Here is a 23037-nt window from a genome sequence, read left to right as displayed (position 1 = left end):
TGGAAGAGACGTTTACGGTAACGTCTATCGATGGCACTCCGTCTACTATCAAAGTGACCATTAACGGAACCAATGACCGCCCTACTATCTCCGGTACCTCAAGTGGCGCAGTCATCGAACAGGGCTTAAACACTGCTGGAACACCAGATGCGACAGGTTCTCTAACAGCAACCGATTTAGATAAGTCAGACACCATTACATGGGCAGTCAATCAACCACAAGGCCAATGGGGAACACTGTCGATTGATCAATATGGCCAATGGCACTATCAGCTAGACAACTCTATAGGAAGTGCGACAGATAAACTCTCTGCCGGTGAGCATCAATCTGAATCATTCTGGATCACCGCTACCGATTCAGCTGGAGCAACAGTCCCTCATAAAATCGTTATCGATGTGCAAGGTAGTAACGACAAACCCATTGTCAGTGCGTGGACTCAGCTTCCTGCGGGTAAAGAAGATCAACCAGTAACTATAAAAGCTTCTGATTTGCTAACGCATGCAAGCGATGTGGATAGTATTGATGTACTGCACGTGACGAATCTGCAAGCCACACACGGCAGCCTGACTGACAACAAAGACGGCACTTATACCTTCACGCCAGACAAAGATTTCAATGGTGAGATTCGACTCACCTATGATGTAGTTGACAGCAATGGTGGTAGCGTCAGTACTCAGGCTAAATTCGATCTTACAGCCGCTCCAGATAACGCGATTATTACCGACACACAAACCAATGCAGATTTGCGGGGAGTGACTGAAGATCGTGGTTACATAGATACCCACTACCAATTGCATTACGACGGCAAATTAAACATCCAAGACCCTGATGCGGGAGAGGCTCAGTTTGATCCGAATATTGGCCCACAAACCTATCAAGGTATTGGCTACGACACCAAGCTCGGTGGGCACATACTGCTCATGCGCGACGGTCACTACACCTATACCCTCGATAACCGCAATATACAGAACTTAGCGCAAGGTGAAGTGAAACACGATTCAGCCGTTATACGCTCAGCAGATGGTACAACGCATACGATAGAGCTGACGGTTCATGGAACCAACGATGCCCCAACCATCAATGCACAGTCGCACTCAGTGACTGAAGGTGGAAGCGTGCTAAATGGACAAATGGTTGGCCAAGATATAGATACAGGTGCAACCTTGACTTACAGCGCACCTCAGATTGATGGTTTGGTGGTTAATCCGGACGGCAGTTATAGCTTCAACCCCGCTCACTCTAGCTATCAATCGTTAGCATCAGGTGTCACGAAAACGCTGACTGTTCCCGTAATAGTCACAGACGAACATAATGCGAGCAGCACTCAAAACCTCTCAATAACGATTACAGGCGTTAATAACTCTGCCGTTATTGGTGGTGTCGACACGGGTGACGTAACCGAAGGTAATGCTGGACAGAACATGTCCCCAGATTATGCTCAACCGGGCATGGCTCACTTAGTAAGAAGTACCATTAGAGCAAGTGGCAAGCTTTCTATTTCAGACACAGATACAGGAGAGGCGGAGTTTGATACACACGGACTTGGCTTTAATTATTCTGGTCAATATGGAGACCTACTTCTTCGAAAAGACGGAACTTGGTTTTATCACGCTGATACGGGGCAGATTCGTAGCACTGGTGGTCTCGCAAGCACCCGAGGAACAACCATCGATCAGCTTGGTGAAAATCAAACTCTGACTGATACGATTACCGTTTATTCTAAAGATGGCACGTCGCACGATATTGTCATTACGATTCACGGTAGCAACGACAGACCTTACTGCGCTTCCGAAGTACAGCTCAATTCGGGTAAGGAAGACCTAGCTCAAACCATTACAGCAACCGAGTTATTGGCAAATACCGTTGACGTAGACGCCAATGATGCAGGCAAGCTCACTATTGCTAATTTGCATGCTGATCATGGTTCAATTCAAGACAACCACGATGGTACCTACACTTTCACGCCAACCAAAGACTATAACGGCCAAGTTCATTTCACTTATGATGTGCAAGACGCGCATGGAGGTACCACCCACACTGGTGCGAATACCACTCTCGCAGCGACCTCAGACAAAGCCATTATCTCTGAAGTGACCACCGGAAGTGTTATTGAGGATGGAGCACATGCAACGCACAACAACGGCACAACAACTGAACTAGCCAATGGCCAACTTCAAGTCATCGACCCAGACAGCGGCGAAGATAAGTTCCAATACAGCCAATTTGGTGAGACTCGAATTCACGATCCGTTTGGTGGGATGCTTCGAATTGATAGCGCGGGTAATTGGGGATATAGCGTCGACAACGCGGCGCTTCAACACCTAGCGCAAGGGCAAGTTGAAACGGTTACCTATCGAGTACACAGTTTCGATGGTACTGCCTACGACTTAAATATAGATGTCGTCGGAACCAACGACGCACCGACAGTTACTAAGGTAGTTCTCAGCAACGGCACAGAAGATACAAACTATCAAATGCAGGCGAGTCAGTTCGGATTCACCGACGTCGATACAGGCGATACGCTGCATTCCATCGCGATCACTGATCTGCCACCAGCGGCTCAAGGTAAGTTTATACTCGATGGGCACGACATCACGGCAGGCCAAAGTATCGCTGCTGCAGATATCGCTAAGCTTCAGTTTGTCCCTACCCCAAACTTTAACGGTGATGTTCAATTCAAATTCACGGTGAATGATGGACATGTCGATTCACAAGAAGCAACGAACACATTGCATATAGATGCGGTTAGCGATGCTGCACAGTTCACTGGCCGCGACACTGGAGATGTTCATGAAGGACATACCTATACAGCGCCAGACGGTTCTATGTCTGGCGGCTACGTCGATGATCGTTCACCCGATCACATGCGTGGAAACATCGGTAAAATATGGAACGATGAAATACACACTGATGGGCACTTGAACATCGTTGATCCAGACTCTGGTGAAAGCCATGCTCAAACAGGCACTTACCAAGGTACACACGGACATGTGATACTCCAGAGTAACGGAGATTGGAGCTACTACGCTTCCATAGGTCAAGACGCGACGGGTAGAAAAGTTGATCATCTGGGTCAAGGTGAATCGATAACCGATACTGTTACCGTCAAATCGGCTGATGGTAGCACTCACGACATTCATATCACCATTCATGGCGACAATGACCGCCCGTACTGCTCTTCAGAAGTTCAGCTCAACAGCGGAAAAGAAGATCTCGCACAAGCCATCACAACAACTGAGTTGCTTGCAAATACTGTCGATGTGGATACTAACGATGCCGGGCAACTCTCTATCGCCAATCTGCATGCGGATCATGGCACTCTCGTCGACAACAAAGATGGTACATTTACCTTCACTCCAGACCATAATTTCAACGGTAAAGTGCATTTCACTTATGACGTCAAAGATGCTCATGGTGGCGTTACTCATACTGGCGCGTCTACCACGTTGTTACCGAGCAATGATGCTGCCACACTGCAACCGACACTCGCCTCCAACTTTGTGACTGAAGATCATCTAAAATCGGGGACAAGCACCAATGAGTTATGGTCAGGTTGGAAAAACCTCGATATTCAGGATATTGACTCGCCATCGGAAGAGAAAGTTACTCAAATAGAGGTCAACGGTGTTAAGCATACGGTACCAGCAAACTTCGCGATGAACCTTGCAGGCGTGCACGGTACCTTTAACTTCACTCATTCAACCGATGGCCACGATAAATGGAGCTACAGTGCGGATAATAGTCACGCTGAAGTTCAATCACTGAGTCATGGCGATTCTCTAACTGATACGATCACTCTAATCACCGCAGATGGAACACGAATCCCGCTGACAGCCAAAATCTTAGGCACTGATGATCATGTGATTATTGATACGCCTGACGCATTAACGGCCGCATTGGGAACGGCTATTGAGGACAAAGTTACCTCTATTTCAGGCACCCTACTCGCGCACGATTCCGACAGTAAAGATTCCGTCACCTTTACCGCAGGTAACTCTGTTGGCGCATACGGTACGCTTCATGTGGATAGCAATGGGCAATGGCATTATCACCTAGACCACTCAAAGGCCAATGCGCTACAACAAGGTGAGACCAAGGCTGAAGGTTTTGATATCACTGCGATATCTACTGATGGCTCAACCGCAACCAAACATATTGAAGTGCTCGTTCAAGGGAGTAATGACAAGGCGACGATATCCGTCACCTCACATCCCGATGTGTATGAAGATCGCTCTTCAACACCTGTCGAGATCATATCAGGTAAACTGAGTGCCCTCGATCCTGACCACGACCAATCAGCATTCTCAACGGATGTAGGCAAACGCCATGATCCATTTAACAGTGGCGTTCACGGTGGTCTTCACATTTCCAAAGATGGCTCCTGGACCTATACCGTTAACAACAGCCAAATTCAGCAATTAGCTGCTGGGCAAGAGGAGCATGTCCAATACAACGTGCATACTGTTGGCGGCTATTATCATGTCATTGATATTAAGATCGTGGGAACCAACGATATACCAACCGTATCCGCAACCACTCTTGCCCATGGCACGGAAGATACACATTATCAAATGCAGGCCAGTCAGTTCGGTTTCACTGATGTCGACACTGGCGATACGCTGCACTCAATTGCGATCACTGACCTGCCGCCAGCGACTCAAGGTAAGTTTGTACTCGATGGAAACGATATCACTGCTGGTCAAAGTATCGCGACTGCCGATATCGCCAAACTCCAGTTTGTTCCAGCCACTGACTTTAACGGTGATGTTCAGTTTAAATTTACCGTCAATGACGGACATGCCAGCTCTGCAGAAGCAACCAACACATTACATATCGATGCGGTTGGAGATGCTGCAACAATCGCAGGTGTAGACACAGGAGATGTCACAGAAGACAGCTTCTATGGTATGCAGTGGCTGTTGACACAAGGCAAGCTCACCATTTCAGACCCTGACTCAGGCGAAGCACAGTTTGATCCTGTCATTCATGCCCACAACTATGCCGGTATTGGCTATGACACAAAACTAGGCGGTCACATATTGCTGTCTCGAGATGGCTCTTGGGATTATCAAATGGATAACTTCTCACCTGAAGTGCAAAAACTCGCAGCAGGTGAAACGGCAGTCGATACTGTCACGGTACATAGTGTTGATGGCACGTTGCACGATATTCGAATAACCATTCATGGTACAAACGATGCTCCCGTTTTATCGGTAACCCAAACAACGCCAACCACAGGCACACTGACCGAAACTGATGTTGACGTGAAAGACACGCATACCTTCTCTATCGTTAATTCGACAGGTCAATTCGGTTCTCTATCAGTCGACCCAGATTCGGGCGCGTATGTGTATACAGCCAACGGTTCGGTTGCTGGGATGAGTTACAACGCAGCTACGCACACATATCACGGCACCGATGTGTTCGAAGTAAAAGTGGCTGACAATCACGGCGGGGAGTCATCGAAGTTCATCACTTTTGATGCCAACGGTCATGTTTCAGTTGTCACGGGACAATCACCGACGATTTCAACCTCTGTGCCTTCCAATCCACTGGTAACGACAACGCAACCAAGTTTACCAGCAGGGACAAACACTCCGCCAAATAATGCAGTCACCGTCGACTTAGCGGCGTCTAGTGATACTGGTACTTCCGATACCGATAACCTCACGAAAGACAGTACTCCAACAATCACCGGGCACACGGATATTCCTTACTCACAAGTCACCATCTATGATGGCTCCACACCTATTGGGCATGCGGTGTCTGATGGATTGGGGCAGTATAGTGTGGCGGTAAGCAGCTTATCGAATGGCGATCATAATCTTTCTGCCAAAGCCTTAGCGCCTTCTTCAGTTTTACCAGCAACATCATCCATTCTTTCATTGCATGTTGATACTGTAGTGGCACCGCTTCAAGTCTCATTAACCCATGACACAGGAAGCAATTCGTCTGATTTGATTACTAGCGATGGTTCATTGACCATCACTGGACAAGAGACAGGCGCAACCGTTGAATACTCGACCGACAACGGACACACATGGACATCGAGTTTCACCCCGCAACAAGGCTCAAATACGGTCAGCGTGAGACAAACTGACGCCGCAGGAAATGTGTCGCCCGAAACTTCAGTAAGTTTCACCTTAGATAATACGGTCAACGCACCTGCTGTAACACTACTTAAAGACACTGGCCGACACTCCATCAATACACCAGATTTGATTACCGCAGATTCTAGACTTTCCATTCAAACGGAAGCTGGTGCAAAAGTAGAATACTCGAATGACGGCGGACACACTTGGACAACTGTGTTTAATCCAGTAGAGGGGGTTAATGACCTACAGGTAAGACAGACTGATATCGCTGGCAACGTATCGCCAGCGACACACTTTAGTTTCACCTTGGACACCACTCCCGGCACAGTCACAGTGAATCCAATATCACAAGATAATGCGTTGAACGCGGCCGAAAACAATCAGCCACTGGTAATCACCGGGACGACCTCTAATATAGCACCTGGAGATGTCGTCTATGTCGTTGTCGGCAATAACCATTTTTATGATGCGACCGTAAAGTCAGATGGCACTTGGTCATTAACCTTAAATGCTTCTGAACATCAACGTATATTAGCGACTGACCGCGACTACCCAATCCAAGTGGGTACCGTTGATACAGCCGGTAATTCGACGCCTCGCATTTCGACCCATCTGCTAGTTGATACTCAAAGTCCAATTCCACATATTGCTGTTGACTCAGTAACACAAGATAATGTGCTCAATACTCTTGAGTCTGGTCAGACGATCGCGATAACCGGAACAGTAACTGGCGATTACCAAGCAGGTGACATTGTCAGTTTGAAGATAAACGGTGCCACCATTTCATCACTCACAGGCTCAGTTGATTCGAGTGGACATTTTTCAATTCCAGTAGCTGGTAATGTATTGGAGCATGCAAATATTCATACTAGCTATGCAAATGGTCAATCTGGCTCGATACACTCAATAGAAGCTACCATAATAACCACCGATGCCGTAGGTAATGTTGGCAGTGCGACGACAGGTTCACAGGTATTCAGCGTTGATACTCATGTTAGCCTACCGACAATTACCTTTGAGAATCCTGGACCTGATGGACTTTACAGCAAGGCTGAAATAGCCCAAGGGCACCCCAATACAGTCACTGCGACAATTACCCCACCAGGTGATGCTAAGATTGGCGAACATCTCGTTGTTAATGGGCAAGATCACGTAGTAGATGCCCATACACTCCAACATGGGTTACAGATTGAAGTAAGCCCGGGCTCTCAAGTACAAGTCACTATGACTGACGAACACGGTAATACAGCGGGTAGTCAAGGTGTTGCCGCCAGTGCGATCCCAGAGCCGATTGTTGTTAAACCGCCATCTGGAAGTCATCAAGTGTCCGGTACACTTGGTGTTCCACCTCTTATCCCATCTCAAACGCCTGTCCCATCGGCGCAAAACGGTTGGCGTATCCATCTACCTAATGGTCAGTATGTAACAAGCCATCATGGGCAATATGGAACTTTAACCATTGATCCTCAAACCGGTCATTTACATTACCAAGAGCAAGCTCAAGTCCATACTGGACCACATGGCAGTGCTTCAGGTATTGGTCAGCATGAAGATAAATTCGAAATTGCGCTGCAAGGGACAAATCAGGATGAGGTGGTTGCCCACGTGAACATTCAAATACTCAGTCATGGACCAGGGCATAGTGGCAAGCTCACGATTGGAACTGAGGTTGTTGATATGACGATCACACCTATTGTCCACGCATCTCACCCTGCTCCCCCACCACCACCGCCAGTTCAGCATGACGAGCCAGAGATCGCTTCTCATGAGGAATTCACGTTTACTGTAAGTGATGACACTTCTCTAGATTTATCTCAGCATGCTCGTCAAGAGCCAGGCCAGAAAACTGACCACCATGGTGCAGCGGCTTATTTGGATGCTCTAGGTATTCAGCCAAATGCATCGCCTACCAACGGGCACGAGCAACCCGCTGACATGGACATCGTGCTTGCACAAGTCGACGAGCAACATGCGGTAGATTACGATCAAGCGCATTTAGATATGTCGGATGCACTTGAACATCATGATGCAGCCTATAACCAAGATGATGAACACCATCATCACAACGACGTAGATGGACTACCTGACATAGACCCAAATAACTAATGGCGGGTGATTAATCATTAATGTCGAAAACAAAAGGGAGCACGCCATGTGCTCCCTTTTTAGTGATTGTTTCTTGTATCGTTCTGAACAAACAGACGGTAGTGATTCTTTGAGTTACCTTTCTCCAAATGCAACACTAATATTGGTATAGATCGGCTTCCATAGGTATTGGAACACCGATTTCTCGCCCGTCGTGATATCGACTTCACCCGTCATTCCGGGAAGAATAGAAAAGCTTTCAGGGTTATCACGGAAGTATGGCGTTTCAACAGACACCACAACCTCATAATAGATTTCACCTCGTTCACTTTGGCTTGTGGTCGGTGAAATACTTTCAACCTCCCCTTTTAAGGCGCCAAAACGGCTGTAATCAAATGCATCAATTTTGATTCGAGTTGGCTGCCCTACATTCACAAAACCTATGTCACGTGGAGATAAACGAGCTTTAAAATCTGCTTTACCACCGACAGGAACAATTTCAACAACGGTTCCTCCCGGTTGAATAACGCCGCCGTTCTGCGTACTTGGCAAGCTTTGTACTAAGCCTTGGAGTGGCGAAACTAACATGGTGTTCGTCAATTTCGCTTGGCTTGAGCGTACTCGTGCATTAAGAGCAGACAGGTCAGATACCGCTTTGGATCGATCATCACTCACTTTCGCTTTGGCCTCAGCAAGAAGTTGCTCAATTTTTTGTTCATTACTGTCTGCCTGCTTAATCAGAACCGACTTCTTACCTCGAGCTTCTTCTATTTTTTGCTCAATACTGGCCAACTTTTGGCGCATTTCAAGCACTCGCAAACGAGAGATGTTTCCGGCTTTATAGCCTTTTTCCAAAATATTCAGCTCTAGCTTGGTTGCATTGAGTTCTTTGTCGTAGCTAGGTAGAGATTTTTCTACAGCACGAAGCTGCTCTGCTATCTGCTCGCTGTCTTTCTCAAGTACAATACGCTTTTGGTAAAACAGGCCTTTCTGAGCGTTCAACTGCGCTTTTTGTTGGCTAACAATGTCAGGAAATTCAATTTCAAACTCCCCAAAATTCGGTTCACGATTATCGAGTAACGCGTTCATACGTTCTATACTCATTCGTAGCGTGACTTGTTGAGCGGTTAACTCTTCCAGCGCCGTTTGTTGAAAAGTCGCGTCGAACTCAACCAAAGGCTGGCCTTTTTCGACGAACTGCCCTTCTTTCACAAGTATACGTTTGAGTTTACCGCCTATGTCGCTTTGCAATACCTGCTTCTCCCCTTCAGGAATCACAGCACCTTTTGCTTTGGCGATTTCATCCACTTGCGTAACAACAGACCAAGTGACAAATATCGCAACGCACAAAGCGACAGACCATGTCACCATCATAAGAGAACGAGCTGTATTTTTAGATTCTACTAACTCACCGTAGTGCTTAACTTGGTCATTTGACTTATTATCCATTCACAGTCTCCTGCTCATATTGTTCCTCTTGTGACTCTAGTGGTCCAGCGTAGACAACTGCCCCCTCATTCAACACCACCACTTTATCGGCGAGCTTAATTAAATCGGGATCATGCGACGAGAACACAATTGTCGCACGACCACTTTTAGCCATCAGAAAATCTCTAAATACACGCTTGGCTCGCGGATGATAATCCGGCACAGGGTTATCCAAAATATAAAGTTTGTAGTCATACACTAGCGCTTTAGCGTCAATCAATATTTGCGCGACGCTGCCTGACAACAGATCGAACAAACTATCTGGTTCAATACTACTAATCGGAGTATCTAACCCTTGCTCCAGACTCCTAAACCAGTTTCCTCCTCCAACCGCTTCAATGGCCTCAAGCATTTTCTCTTGTGACACGTTGTGGCCATCTTTCAGCCAGTCTTTAATGCTTAAGGTCAACAAATCTGGATACGCAGCTCGAATGAAACACCAGTGGCGGTAGAGTTGAGGATCGTATTGCACCAAGTTGACCTCTTCGACCTCAACCATTCCGTTCTGAATAGGCTGAAGGGCGGATAACACTTCTAATAAAGCAGATTTACCACTTCCAGAAGGCCCAGTAATCGCTACAACTTCCCCGGCTTGAACATCAAAGCTAATTCCACTCAACGCTGGTCGCACTTGCTTAGGGTAACGTAAGGTGACTTGTTCGAATTTTAAGCTTGGAGCATGTTGAGGTAATGGGTGATGTTGATAACTAAACTCTCGTTCAGAGGATTGCGAGAGTAAGTGATTTATTTGTAACTTAGACTGGTTAAAGCTATTAAAACGCATTGCACTGTTCGCCAGCAGTTGAGCCGGCCCCGTGACTTTAGATATAAGCATCATTGATGCTATCAGGCCTCCAGGTGTCATTATTTCTTCAAAAATAAGTCCAATACCCAACCCCATAATAGCCAGTGTTGAACTGACACTTATGAAGTAGTAAACGGAGGTATAACGACTCTGCAATACCGATTGCGAAAAAGACACCTTAGAGGCTAAAAAGTTCGCCTTGTCAAAACGCTGAAGCCAATTACTAGCAAAGCCTGAACTTCTAATAAACGCCAGTTTCGATGAGAGCTCATTCGCCATATTTTGACGGTTAGTACCTGCAACCGTCGACTGCATTGAACGCTTACTACTAGCGTGAATCGAGCGCTTCGCCAACATATAGTAGAGTGTTAAAGAAAACAGCGGCACCAAAACTAGCCAACCACCTAATATTCCGATCGCAACTACAAACATGAGCACAAACGGCAAATCGAACAGTGCGTTTCCTAAAGGTCCTGATAGCATGCCTGCAATTCGCTCTGACAAAACAAGTTGATTTTGTTGGCTAGAAGAAGGGGTCTGTTGGTTTTGTGTATAGCTACTACGCAGTAATTTTTGAACTATCGACTGTGATATTTCTCGGCTTACACGATTTGACACCGTTGCAAAAACTTGACTACGCAAGGTTCGTAACAATCCCATCATAGCGAAAAGCAAACCCGCACCAATCGCAATGCCTTGCAGTTCATGCCCTGCATCGCCACCGATCACATGATCATAGATAGACATCGTAATCAATGGAATGGACAAGGCAAATAAGTTGGTGATGAAACTGACCAGTAAAAGCTTTGGGAGAATAGGTCGAAATGCATGTAGGCGTTCACCCACCCAGTCAGCGGAAGATTTCTCAATTGGGCTGCCTTCGATAACGATAAAAAACTGAGCACTCACCTCTTGCCCATCCGCGGTTTCAAAATGCCCAGATATCAAATCACCAAGCAAGATGTCATCTTCCGCGCATACGGCCATCAGCAATCGGTGTTCACCGATACGTTTGACGTCAGGAACAAGGTGATAAGGCAATAGTAAGCGATCAAATAGAGCGAAAACATCTTCAATTGAGTTAACACCATTTTCTTCTATCCATTGGCGTGCAAATAACTGGATATTGGCGTTTACCTCAAGTCGATTAAGAGCCGACAAGCATTGTTTTTCAATACGATTCATGCTGCCTCTCCTTCTGTCAGTGATGGCTGCACTTCGATAATTTGGTTCGCTAATTCACGTAATTTAGAGTAATGCGTGACCATGACAATGGACCGCCCTTGTTTAATATCCTGTTCGATCACTTCTATCAGTTTACCTAGTGCATCGAGGTCAAGCGAAGTATCTGGTCGTTCTAACATCACTATAGGTTTGCCGCTCGCAAGCTGAGCGGCAATGTTTAGCATTTTTAAGTTCCCCATACTCAGCAACGCTGCACTCGAGTGTCCAACTCGAGTCTCAAGCCCTTCAGGGAGTCGCGTTATCTCTTTCGTTAAACCAAGACGCTTCGCATATTCATTTGCCCTATTGGTATGCTCTGGGTTAAAGCCGCATAAATTGTCCAATATCGTGCCAGATACTAGCTGAGCTTTTGCGCCACAGAAGGCAATCAATGAGCTCAATTGCTCTGTATTTATAGGGTTTTGATTTAGCTTGATGTCACCAGAGACTAATTCATCAACTCCCGCCATTGATGACAGCATATGGCTACTGACATGGCGGTCTTCGCTGTCTAACAATATCAACTGGCCTTGACTTGCCTCCAAACTTACTTGATGTGTCTTACCGTAACGCTCTATAACAATGTTTTGAAATGCTAGAGTTTCAAAAGCTTGATGATGAGTATCTTGATCACTCGGACTATCTAGATGGCTAAGATTTTCAATCGCTTGGTTAGCTGTATGAATTGAGTTGAGCTTGATTCTAACACCAACGAGAGCACTCAATGGGGCGACAGCTCTGCCCGACAAAATCGAACACGCCGCCAATCCTCCGGTTGTCAGTTCACCGTCTAACACCCATAAACTCCCAGCAATGACCAAAAGTACCGATGTAGCGAGCGCCGCTAATTGAATGCATTCTTGTGCAAATGCATTTCGTTTTTCTTCTTCTGCTTTAGACTGAGAACGATAGTGGTTAAGTAACTTAAATTGACTAAAAATGCGAGATTCTATCGCTTGACGTTTAATACCCTGAATTGTTTGAATCATGAGAACCAAGAAGGCTTTTCTTTGCTGTTCGTGGACTGAAGCATGTTCACTTAGCACTTTTACTTTTTGAGATGAGATCCAAACAATGCCAAGAGTAAATAGCCAAACCGCTATTGGTATCGCAACCAGCTCACCACCGATATAAGCAACTAAACCTAAAAAGATTAGCGCAAATGGCAAGTCGATAAAGCCAGCGACCACGCCGCCTGAATACCAATCTTTCACCTTGGATACAGAACCTAGCCCCTCTTCAACTCCACCTACTCCTACTTGACGAATCTGGCGTGGGGGTGCCTTGGTAATTTTGGTCGCAATTGCTTGATACGTTGCTTTCTCAGTGTTGCTCGCAGCTGCAGAAAGCAACCAAGTACGAACAAAGCGTATTAGAGCTTCCATAGCTACTGCTAATAATGCACCAGCAATTAACAATGTTGCGGTTCCATAACTTTGGTTAGGGAGTATTCGATCGTAGATCTGGAGGACCGTTAAAGGAACGGCTAATGACAGGAGGTTAATGAGTAAAGAAGGCAGTAAAACTTGCACCACTACTCCTCTGTTTTTTACTGACGTAACAGCCATATACAATCCTTATCCGAGCTTATGAAATAAGATTGGTACATAGTTTCATGTTGCGCAAGGTAACAAGCTGAATTTAAACTAAAAAAACTAGAGCCATCCTTGCCTAGTTTGGAACATACTGCTTAATGTCAACAGTATCTATTTGACTTGAGCACATAAATTTATCGGCAAAACGTTTATACACTCCAGACGTTAGAAAAAGCTCGAACAGGTCTCTATCTAGGTGATTGTCTTCTACCATAAAGCTCATGATTCGAATTGACTCTGACAATGATTTCGCTTTCTTATAAGGTCGGTCCGCACTTGTTAGAGCCTCAAATACATCTGCAATTGCCATAATCTTAGCCGCTGTAGGCATATCCTCTCCTTTTAGCCCCAGAGGATAACCCGTCCCATCGATTTTTTCATGATGCCCACCAGCAATCTTGGCTACATTACTCATATGTTTCGGGAAAGGTAGCGATTCGAGGATTTTAATAGTTTGAATGATATGATCGTTAATAATGAACCTTTCTTCATCGGTTAAGGTCCCACGCTGAATAGATAAGTTATACACCTCCCCCAAGTTAGCTTGATAAGTTGTTGGCTTTAAAGTAAATCTTTCTTCTTGAGTTGGAGGAAAGTCCCAGGGGATCATATGCTCTAGACCATCACTCAATAGCGGCTCACTGACAGGAAATTCAACATCCTCTTCATAGCGTTGTTTTTCAGTCCAAGATATACCCAAAGTTTTACTTAGAGTTCGTGTCCATGTCTTGTTGGCGATCTCGTGAAGACGCTCAAGAGCTTCGCCATCAACGAACTCACTGCCAAGATTAAGATTTGCGATAAACTCAAAGTCTTTATCAATTTCTGTATGCAGCTGTTTTAACTGCTCATGATATTCATCTGGCAAATGAGGAATACTCTTTTTGAGCAGGCTAATTTCACTTTCTCTTTTTAGTACTTCAAATCGCATTCTTATCTCATGGATACGATCGTATATGGTTTCAAGTTTTGTAGCCTTGTCGACGACATGCTCTGGAGTAGTTATTTTCCCGCAATCGTGCAACCAACTTGCCATCTTCAGCTCATCCCATTGCTTGCTCGTGAGGTTAAAGTGCCGAAACACCTCTTTCTTGGATTGATGCGCAGCTTGTGCTAACCACTGTGTAATTACAGGAACTCTTTGACAATGATTCCCCGTGTATGGAGATTTTTTATCTAAAGAGCCGGCAAATACTTGAATAAAGGAGTCTAGCAAGGCTTTTTGATCGTCAAGCATACTGTGTGTTTCTATAGTTACAGAGGTAAAACCTAACAGCGTTTTTAGGTAATCAGCATACTGTTCATAACGTTCTTCCGCTCTACCATTCTTATACAAAACGCCAAAAGAACCGATGACCTCTCCTGAACGTGATGAAAGCGGTATGCAAATTATCTCCGCTTTATCTTCTTTATCCCACTGAAGACCTATGCGGGGGAGCTCATTTACATTGAATATGGTTGGCTTCTTAGCGATAAAAATTTCTTGAATAAAACGGTTTGCATCTGAAACGGGGACATCCTTCGCCTGCAACTTGCTATCATCCATTCCTTCCCACCAAATAAACTTTGGAACCAAGCTTTTTGTCTCGATATTTAACAAGTAGAGAAACACTCCGTCCGCACTTACAGCATGAGCGGTATCTCGACATACTAATCTGAGCATGTCGTTTAAATTTTCTTGTCTCGCAATATTGTTAGTCAAAGAAATAAATTGCTTGATAGTTTCTTGCGTCGACATCTGCGCATGGTTCAGATCATGAATTTCTCGGATTAAACTGTCGTCTAAAGAGGTTTCATCAAACCTGAAGCGCTCTATTTCCAACGCTTTTTTTGTAACTCTTTGTATTGGTTTAGAAATATACTTGGATACCAAATAAACGACTGGCAACATGACAATGAGGACCAGTAGAGAAGCGTAGATCGTTTGTGTTTTGATGAGTAAACCGGTATCGAACAAGTCTGCGGTTCGAGTTGCCATTAACAGGTGAACATGTTCACTATTCAATGGCCTAATTGTAACAACCTTCCCAAGCCAACGTTCCCCTTCAAATTCGAACTCTCCCAACACTCGTTGACTCTGCCGTTTCTCATCACCTAAGAGTTTTAGCAGCACTTCGTTTTTCAAATCATCGATGGCCGGATTTTGGGGCTCATTCAAGCCTTGATTTGAAGTCATGGCATAAATATCACCGTCATCGTTATACAAAGCTCTCAATGATGAATCAGTAGTTAGGGTGTCCTTTAAAGAAGATTGCAAATCTTCCAATAGCACTCCAGCAGTAACAACAGTACCCTCGTCACTCCTTCTGAAAACAGTAATTCCAAGCGAATCTTTCCCCAGAATATGCATCGGTTTAGACACCTTGTTGGAACTATTGGCCGCCAAGCTTTCCCAATCCGGTGTATCGCTTAATAACCGAGCAACATCTAATTCTACAGAGTGCGTTTCTAGAAACTCTCTATCGAGCCCTTTGGTATACAAGGCTTCGTCTTTCCTGTGTATAAGCAAGTATTGAGTGTTTGGGTTAACCTTTAAGCTTTGGCGTACCGTTTTGTTATCGAGATGAATAACTCTAAAAAGATCACCAGTAGGATAGTAAAAAGAATAAGAAACGATGTGTGGGAACTGATCTAGGAGGTAAGTGATCTTTGGCAATAACTGTTCTCTTTCTTCAAGAGTCATTGCTTGATTGCTGTCATTGTGAGCAAAAGAGCTTAACGCAGAAAACGCGGTATTGTAATGGCTGTTAAGCTTGTACCGTGTCTCAAGTTCAATACGATCGAACAGCTTACTGTTTGCCTCTGAAATAAGTGTCGAGAGTCCTTTATTGGTAACAAAAATCTGAACTCCCGATGCGATGACAACAATAAACAGGATTACGACAGTGAGGTGTATGTGTATTGGTAGGGGCTTTATGTTTTGTTTCACTATTGTTTACCCAACTTGATAAGAGCCTGCTTATCAAACAATAGTATCTAATTGGATTAATTGTATATTTTCTTTGTAGCTTTCAATCTAAATTAAGATCGGCAATACATCGCAAGGTTAGAATAAGGAGAGCTTTGTAAGGCTGAATCGATTCGATGAATGAGGGAGACGGCAAGGTAGATTGGAATTCATAACGTTTAAGCGTGAGTAGATAGCAATAAAACAAATCGCTCGTTTGCTAGAAAACACCCACACAGAAAACGCTCAGTATAGTGTGGGTGTTTAGTTCGACCGTTAAATAGAATGCTCAAAGCGATTTCAATGAGAACTTTCTCTTAGTCAGCTTTAGCTTTCTTTGAGACTTTTCCGGGGAACCAGATTACTTCTCTTTACCAAACACGTTGTTCTCTTGCTCTTGTACGCGGATGAACGTCGTGCGCTTCGTTAGCTCTTTAAGCTTTGCTGCGCCTACGTAGGTACACGTTGAGCGTACACCACCAAGGATGTCTGAGATAGTGCCGTGAACGCTGCCGCGATATGGTAATAGTACGGTTTTACCTTCAGCAGCGCGGTACTTAGCGACGCCACCTGAGTGCTTGTCCATTGCAGACTGAGAAGACATGCCGTAGAACTTCATGAAGGTTTCGCCATCTTTTTGAATGATTTCACCACCTGACTCTTCGTGGCCTGCAAGCATGCCGCCTAGCATAACGAAATCAGCGCCGCCGCCGAATGCTTTTGCAACATCGCCCGCGCATGAACAGCCGCCGTCACCGATGATCATGCCGCCAAGGCCGTGTGCTGCATCACCACATTCGATGATCGCTGAAAGCTGAGGGTAACCTACACCTGTTTTTACGCGAGTGGTACAAACTGAACCTGGGCCAATGCCAACTTTAACAATGTCTGCACCCGCTAGGATAAGCTCTTCACACATGTCGCCTGTCACTACGTTACCTGCTGAGATCACTTTGTCTGGAAAGGCTGCGCGAACTTTCTCTACGTATTCCACTAAGTGCTCAGAGTAGCCATTAGCAATATCAATACAGATGAAGATCAACTCTTCAGACAACGCCATTACTTGCTTCGTTTTCTCGAAGTCAGCGTCTGATGTTCCTGTAGAAACAAAAACATTGTTTAGCGTGTTCTTATCAGCAGATTGAACGAACTCAGCCCACTGCTCTACGGTGTAGTGCTTGTGAATCGCTGTCATTACGCCGTGTTCAGCCAGCGCTTTCGCCATTTCGAAGCTACCTACTGAATCCATGTTGGCTGCAATAACCGGAGTACCAGACCATTGACGACCGCTATGCTTGAATGTAAACTCGCGGGTTAATTCAACTTGAGAACGGCTTTTCAGTGTTGATCGCTTAGGGCGAAATAGTACATCTTTAAAACCTAACTTAAGTTCTTGTTCGATACGCATTGTGCATTTCCTTGATTCATTACTGTAAGTGCCACTGAAAAATTGCGTAGTAAAAACGTTGGCAGACGCGATTACTGTTCTTCGGACACAAAAAAACCGGAGCGTTGGCAGACGCTCCGGTTTTCAGCATTATAGGTCGTGATTTATTTCCCGCAAGACTGATATTTGCAAATTTTTTATGATACAGTTCGGTTAAGTTGCATACCTAATCCCGAGTCATTCGACTCAATTTCTATTTATTCCTCTATAAAACAATCACTTAATCAAAACCACAAAAACGTTTGCGCAATCCTTTTCGCTTAATGTTGTGCACAGTAAGTCAGCAAACTGTTCAATTTAGTCAATCTGAGTGTGCTTCACTCGACATTTTTGCCATCCATTTAGCTACCTAGATCTGGCAATTATCACGATTTTTGTTAAGAACCGCATTAGCAGCGAGTAACAAATACAAAAAAGCAGAAGACGAAAACGCCTTCTGCTCAAACTTAATGCCCTAAATAGCGAGCGTTCAATTACAGCTTGAAGAATGCCAACTGTGCTTTTTGCTTCTCTGCCAATGAAGACAACTCTTCGCTCGCACTCGCGCTCTGGCAGATACCAGATACGTTCTGGTTGACGAGCTCAGACATGTTCACCACATTACGGTTAATGTCTTGCGTCACTTGTGATTGTTGCTCCGCCGCTGTTGCGACTTGCGTATTGGCATCGTTGATGTTGGTTACGGAATCTGTAATGCCGTGCAGTGCACTGTTCGCTTGCTGAGACAATTCGTTGTTCTTATCCAGCATCTCTAGGCTAAGCTGCATGCTGTCATTCGCAAGACCAGACTGTTTTTGCAGCTCTTCGATAATCGCTTGGATTTCACCTGTCGACTCTTGAGTACGCGCCGCCAGCATACGCACTTCATCAGCGACAACCGCAAAACCTCTACCCGACTCTCCTGCGCGAGCAGCTTCGATAGCCGCATTTAATGCAAGTAAGTTAGTTTGCTCAGAGACACCGCGGATCACTTCAATCACATCATTGATTTGCTCTGATTGCTCTTTGAGGTTAAGCACTACTTGCGCAGCTTCGTTAAGAGCGGTACCCATTTGCTCACTCGCTTGAGTGCTCTCAGCGAAAATTTCTAGTCCAGAGTTTGCTAGTTGATTCGCTTCACGTGCGGTTGAATCGGCTACTTGAGCGTTATCACTCACGTTGTCTGCTGTGCTTGATAATTCATTTACCGCCGAGGCAACTTGTTCAATTTCGGCAAGCTCTTGCTGTGCGTTAGCTTGCGATTGAGTCATCACGGCTGCCAACTCGGTTGCCGCAGAAGCCACTTCTTCACTGATGCGCGTTAGCTCTTCAACTGTGTTGTGCAACTGAGTTGCGGTCACGTTCACGTCTTTGCTTAGTTGGGCGATCTCGTTTTCACCATCGGCATCGGCACGTACCGATAAGTTACCCTTCGCTAATTCACGCATCACACCTTGTAGTTTCTGCACTGGAGTAACGATCATGCCAGATAAGATCCACGCCACTAGTAGCGAGATAGCCAAAACCGCCAACACTAACATGGTGGCCATGTTTTTCACTTTGGCGTTTTCCGCCGCGCTTTGGTCCATTGCGCGCGTTGTCAAATCGTTAACCTTCTTCGATAAGGTATTGATCGCTTCAACCATTTCATTACCCGCGGTGCGGTACTGGCCAATAAAGCGATCGTACTCCGCTTGTGTTGCAGAGCCCGCATCGTAACGGTTAAACAGCGTAACACCTTGGTTGGAGTACTGAATGTAGTTCTCGATGGCAGAACGAACCTTAACAACATCAGCGCTAAAGGTTTTCTTCTCAGTAATCGAGTCTAGGTCTTTATCGATTTGCTGCATGGCACGGTTCAGTTCATTCGCAAATGCACTACGACGATTGGCATCGTAGATCGCGTAAACCGCATTGATTCGGATTGGGTAAACCTGATCGTCAATCTTTGCCAAGGTATCTTTGTAAAACACCAAAGAGTCTGTGTTTTCAGAGATGACACGTTGCTCAGCTTCAAGATTGTGTTTGGTCAGCCAAAGGGCGATGAACAGGGCAAACGTGGTGAAAAGTACAGGCAGAAGAACCTGCGTTCGAATAGACAAGTTTTTTAAAGATAATTGCATTAGTGTTCTCAATCAGATTGGTTGAGTCTTCCTTGAACTGGGAATATTCCCACAAAGATTTAGGCCGCGAAGTCTATCACATTTTGTGATCTAGTCCACAAAAACTGTGCGGTTTATAGAATATAGAATCGTAATAGAGCGGATGGTATGCATACAACTCAGTATGCAACCACGTTATAAATCAATTTAGGATCAATAACTTTGATGGAAAACAAAAATGAATTTAGCGTGTTCGATAATTGGAAGCCCATTCACCAATCAATGATTGTTACAAAATTATTCGTATAAACAATAACCTATCTATCATCTTTCGGAGAATCCATAACCACCATGGTCGAGATGGATTGCACTTGAACACACTCACCCAACACATCAGCATGAAAGGTTTTGTAACTGGCTAGATCTTGAGTCTCTACACGCAAAAGGTACTCGTTGGCTCCGGTAATGTTATGGCATTCAACCACTTCATCGACAAAACGCACATGCTCTTCAAACTCCAATTGCGCTTGTTTGCGGTGGCTCGCCAAGCCAATGGATACATAAGCAATAAAGCCCACACCGCGCTGGGAATTATCCAATATCGCGCGATAACCTTTGATCACCCCACGCTTCTCAAGATCTTGCACCCTACGCAGCGTTGCTGAAGGCGATAATCCAACTCGCTCTGCCAACTCAACATTAGAAATTCTGCCGTCTCGTTTCAGCTCTTGCAATATTCTGTCTTCATACCTGTCCATAGCGCACCTTTGTTGCAAATAAATAGGGTTTAGTTCGAATAAAAACACAAAATTGTGCATCAATCTACTTAAACTAATTCTTGACCGGTCAAACACATCAATTCATCCGTTGTATACATTGAGGAGCCAATATGGAATTACAACAACTAAGTGCGTTGGCGATGTTTGCCTTTGTTTCTACTTTTACTCCCGGGCCAAACAACCTAATGTTGATGACCTCAGGGGCCAATGTTGGCTACCACCGAACCCTGCCACACATGCTGGGGATTACCTTAGGATTCGGGCTGATGGTTCTACTGGTGGGGCTGGGCTTAATCGGCGTATTCAATGCCTACCCTATCTCTCATACCATTTTAAAGTGGCTTAGCCTTGCTTACTTAGCTTATCTTGCACTCAAGATCGCCCGCTCAGGGAAAGCGGAAACCAGTGATGACTTCAAACCAATGACTTTCCTCGGTGCGGCATCATTTCAGTGGGTCAACCCGAAAGGCTGGTCGATGGCACTCAGTTCTGTAGCAATCTACAGTAGATCTGGAAACTGGCATGAGCTGTTGATCATTTCCGCGATGTTTATGCTCGTGAATATGCCGTCGTGCAGCTTTTGGGTGCTTGCAGGACGTGAGTTACAACGCTGGTTAACCTCCGCCAAAAGGGTGCGCGCATTTAATCTCGCCATGGCGGTGTTGTTGATTGGTTCTACTGTGCCAATGTTGTGACTTCCTAACGGAGTGTAAATTTAATTAAAGAAGCTTCTGAACTTATCTTTTCACTGCTACTCTAATTGAGAATAAGAATAACTATTGAGTAGAAAATGAAAAAACCTTCAGCCAAGCTTGTCACCGTTACCAATACATTTTCCGTTACCCCAAATATGCAGCGCATCACCCTACAAGGTGAGGCGCTGGCTGACTTTCCGCTCGATTGCGAAGGTGGCTACATCAAGCTACTGTTCAATCAAGTCGGTGGAACCGATCTGTCTCAGCAAGCGGAAAATAGCCGTCCTGTAATGCGTACCTATACGATTCGCCGCTTTGACCCTAACCAGTCACAAATTGAGGTCGATTTTGTAAAACATGTCACCGAAGATCAGCAGTGTGGCTTTGCCGCTCGCTGGGCGATGGCAGCAAAACAGGGGGATACGATTCATATCGCAGGTCCCGGTACCATTCAAAATATGAACATTGATGCCGACTGGTTTTTTATGACCGCCGACATGACCTCTTTACCCGCGCTATCGGCGAAGATTCAGCGCCTGCCGCAAGACGCACAAGGTTATGCTGTGATTCAGGTTCAGACTGAAGATGATATACAAACGCTTGAAGCTCCAGCGGGTATGGAGATCGAATGGGTCACTCAAGAATCGTTACAAGATGCCGCCAAGCGCCAACCTTGGTTAGAAGGCCAAGTCTCTGTCTGGTGTGCTTGTGAATTTGATTCGATGCGTGCGCTTCGTCAGTACTTTCGTAATGAGCACAACGTGGACCGCGAATACATTTACATTAGCAGTTACTGGAAGCAAGGGGTTTATGAGGATGGCCACAAAGCGATCAAGCAGCAAGATGCCAGTGAACAGGCTAACTAAGCTGCTCAGCCAAGTAGTCAATCAACAAACGAACTTTTGGGGATAAATTGCGGTTTTGAGGATACAAAGCCCATATCCCCTCTCTCTCATCACGATAGTTGCTCAGCACTTCAACCAACTCACCAGACTCCAACGCTGGTTGCACATAGTAATCGGGCAATTGAACCAACCCTAAGCCTCGAATAGCCGCATCCAGTACCGCGTAACCAGAATTGCAGTGAATTCGCCCAGAGACACGAAGGGATTTCTCACTCTTGCTGTCGCGAAAACGCCAGTAATCGACCGAGCCAACTAAGCACTGGTGGTGACTGAGTTCAGACAAGGTATGCGGTTCTCCATACTGCTCTAAATAACTTGGACTAGCACAAACAAATAACTGACGGCTCGACAGACGTTTAGCTATCAGGCTCGAGTCTTGTAGGCGGCCTAGGCGAATAGCAACATCTACGCCCATCTCGATCAGATCGAGTTTTTGGTTGGTGAGCATTAAATCCAGATCGACTTGCGGATAACGTTCGAGAAATTGATGCAGCAAAGGGGCAAGTTGTTGCTCACCAAACGTCACGGGAGCGGTCACTTTTAACAGGCCTTTCGGCGTACTTTGCATCTGGGTGACCGCCAGCTCCGCCAGTTCTAAACCTTCTACTAACTGTTTACACTGCTGATAGTAAAGTTGACCCGCTTCGGTGAGCGAGACTCGTCGCGTGGTTCGATTAAACAACTTCACCGCCAGCCGCTCTTCCAGCGACGAGATTCGACGGCTAACTTGCGCGACTGAAGTATCAAGTTTTTTCGCCGCCGCGGTGAAAGATTGCGTCTCTGCGACACCGACAAACTCACTGACCCCTTCCCAATTCGCCATTACATTTATCCATCAAATACTTGTTCAACCCTCTCTTATTGTTGCACTGAGGTAATAATAAACGCAAC

General features: G+C 45.4%; 11 protein-coding genes. 3 read left to right on the top strand and 8 right to left on the bottom strand.

All coding sequences use genetic code 11. From position 1 onward, the window contains the following. A partial coding sequence (locus tag RH45_RS01610) for a VCBS domain-containing protein (RefSeq protein WP_008072957.1) occupies positions 1 to 8201 on the top strand: 8201 nt, incomplete at its 5' end. Between the two features lie 114 nt (positions 8202 to 8315). Here the strand turns inward: RH45_RS01610 and RH45_RS01605 are convergent. The 7 genes from RH45_RS01605 to RH45_RS01575 form a co-directional block, all read right to left on the bottom strand. Then, the gene (locus tag RH45_RS01605; RefSeq protein ID WP_008072955.1) at positions 8316 to 9629 is read right to left on the bottom strand and encodes an HlyD family type I secretion periplasmic adaptor subunit; all 1314 of its coding nucleotides are present in this window, start codon (positions 9627 to 9629) and stop codon (positions 8316 to 8318) included. Continuing rightward, positions 9622 to 11658, bottom strand: a complete 2037-nt coding sequence (locus tag RH45_RS01600) for an ABC transporter transmembrane domain-containing protein (protein ID WP_008072953.1) — start codon at positions 11656 to 11658, stop codon at positions 9622 to 9624. The genes RH45_RS01605 and RH45_RS01600 overlap by 8 nt, the downstream gene beginning before the upstream one ends. After that, a complete protein-coding gene (locus RH45_RS01595; RefSeq protein ID WP_008072950.1) occupies positions 11655 to 13265 on the bottom strand; it encodes an ABC transporter transmembrane domain-containing protein in 1611 nt (536 codons plus the stop codon). Before RH45_RS01595 ends, RH45_RS01600 begins: the two co-directional genes overlap by 4 nt. Before the next feature lie 103 nt (positions 13266 to 13368). Continuing rightward, the gene (locus tag RH45_RS01590) at positions 13369 to 16221 is read right to left on the bottom strand and encodes an HD domain-containing phosphohydrolase (RefSeq protein ID WP_008072949.1); all 2853 of its coding nucleotides are present in this window, start codon (positions 16219 to 16221) and stop codon (positions 13369 to 13371) included. A 379-nt stretch (positions 16222 to 16600) separates the two neighbouring features. Beyond that, positions 16601 to 17647, bottom strand: a complete 1047-nt coding sequence (locus tag RH45_RS01585; protein WP_008072946.1) for a GMP reductase — start codon at positions 17645 to 17647, stop codon at positions 16601 to 16603. Between the two features lie 512 nt (positions 17648 to 18159). Further along, positions 18160 to 19788 (bottom strand): methyl-accepting chemotaxis protein, encoded by a 1629-nt coding sequence (locus RH45_RS01580; protein WP_008072945.1) that lies wholly within the window; start codon positions 19786 to 19788, stop codon positions 18160 to 18162. Between the two features lie 296 nt (positions 19789 to 20084). Then, positions 20085 to 20525, bottom strand: coding sequence for an Lrp/AsnC family transcriptional regulator (locus RH45_RS01575; RefSeq protein WP_008072942.1), 441 nt, complete (start codon positions 20523 to 20525; stop codon positions 20085 to 20087). A gap of 131 nt (positions 20526 to 20656) precedes the next feature. Here RH45_RS01575 and RH45_RS01570 point away from each other — a divergent pair, with 131 nt between their 5' ends. Next, positions 20657 to 21241, top strand: coding sequence for a LysE family translocator (locus RH45_RS01570; RefSeq protein WP_008072941.1), 585 nt, complete (start codon positions 20657 to 20659; stop codon positions 21239 to 21241). 95 nt (positions 21242 to 21336) lie between these two features. Beyond that, the gene (locus RH45_RS01565) at positions 21337 to 22107 is read left to right on the top strand and encodes a siderophore-interacting protein (protein ID WP_008072939.1); all 771 of its coding nucleotides are present in this window, start codon (positions 21337 to 21339) and stop codon (positions 22105 to 22107) included. Here RH45_RS01565 and RH45_RS01560 read toward each other — a convergent pair. Beyond that, complete coding sequence (locus tag RH45_RS01560; protein WP_008072938.1) at positions 22100 to 22969, bottom strand: LysR family transcriptional regulator; 870 nt, start codon at positions 22967 to 22969, stop codon at positions 22100 to 22102. The genes RH45_RS01565 and RH45_RS01560 overlap by 8 nt on opposite strands. Between the last annotated feature and the right edge of the window lie 68 nt (positions 22970 to 23037).

The organism is Vibrio sinaloensis DSM 21326, from assembly GCF_000189275.1.
In the GTDB taxonomy this organism is placed as follows: Bacteria; Pseudomonadota; Gammaproteobacteria; order Enterobacterales; family Vibrionaceae; genus Vibrio; species Vibrio sinaloensis.
This window is presented reverse-complemented; position numbering and strand designations above follow the sequence as displayed.

Excerpts from the sequence above, each read along its gene's own strand:
- RH45_RS01605 (WP_008072955.1), bottom strand. The coding sequence starts at position 9,629 with ATGGATAATAAGTCAAATGACCAAGTTAAGCACTACGGTGAGTTAGTA.
- RH45_RS01600 (WP_008072953.1), bottom strand. The coding sequence starts at position 11,658 with ATGAATCGTATTGAAAAACAATGCTTGTCGGCTCTTAATCGACTTGAG.
- RH45_RS01595 (WP_008072950.1), bottom strand. The coding sequence starts at position 13,265 with ATGGCTGTTACGTCAGTAAAAAACAGAGGAGTAGTGGTGCAAGTTTTA.
- RH45_RS01585 (WP_008072946.1), bottom strand. The coding sequence starts at position 17,647 with ATGCGTATCGAACAAGAACTTAAGTTAGGTTTTAAAGATGTACTATTT.
- RH45_RS01580 (WP_008072945.1), bottom strand. The coding sequence starts at position 19,788 with ATGCAATTATCTTTAAAAAACTTGTCTATTCGAACGCAGGTTCTTCTG.
- RH45_RS01575 (WP_008072942.1), bottom strand. The coding sequence starts at position 20,525 with ATGGACAGGTATGAAGACAGAATATTGCAAGAGCTGAAACGAGACGGC.
- RH45_RS01570 (WP_008072941.1), top strand. The coding sequence starts at position 20,657 with ATGGAATTACAACAACTAAGTGCGTTGGCGATGTTTGCCTTTGTTTCT.
- RH45_RS01565 (WP_008072939.1), top strand. The coding sequence starts at position 21,337 with ATGAAAAAACCTTCAGCCAAGCTTGTCACCGTTACCAATACATTTTCC.
- RH45_RS01560 (WP_008072938.1), bottom strand. The coding sequence starts at position 22,969 with ATGGCGAATTGGGAAGGGGTCAGTGAGTTTGTCGGTGTCGCAGAGACG.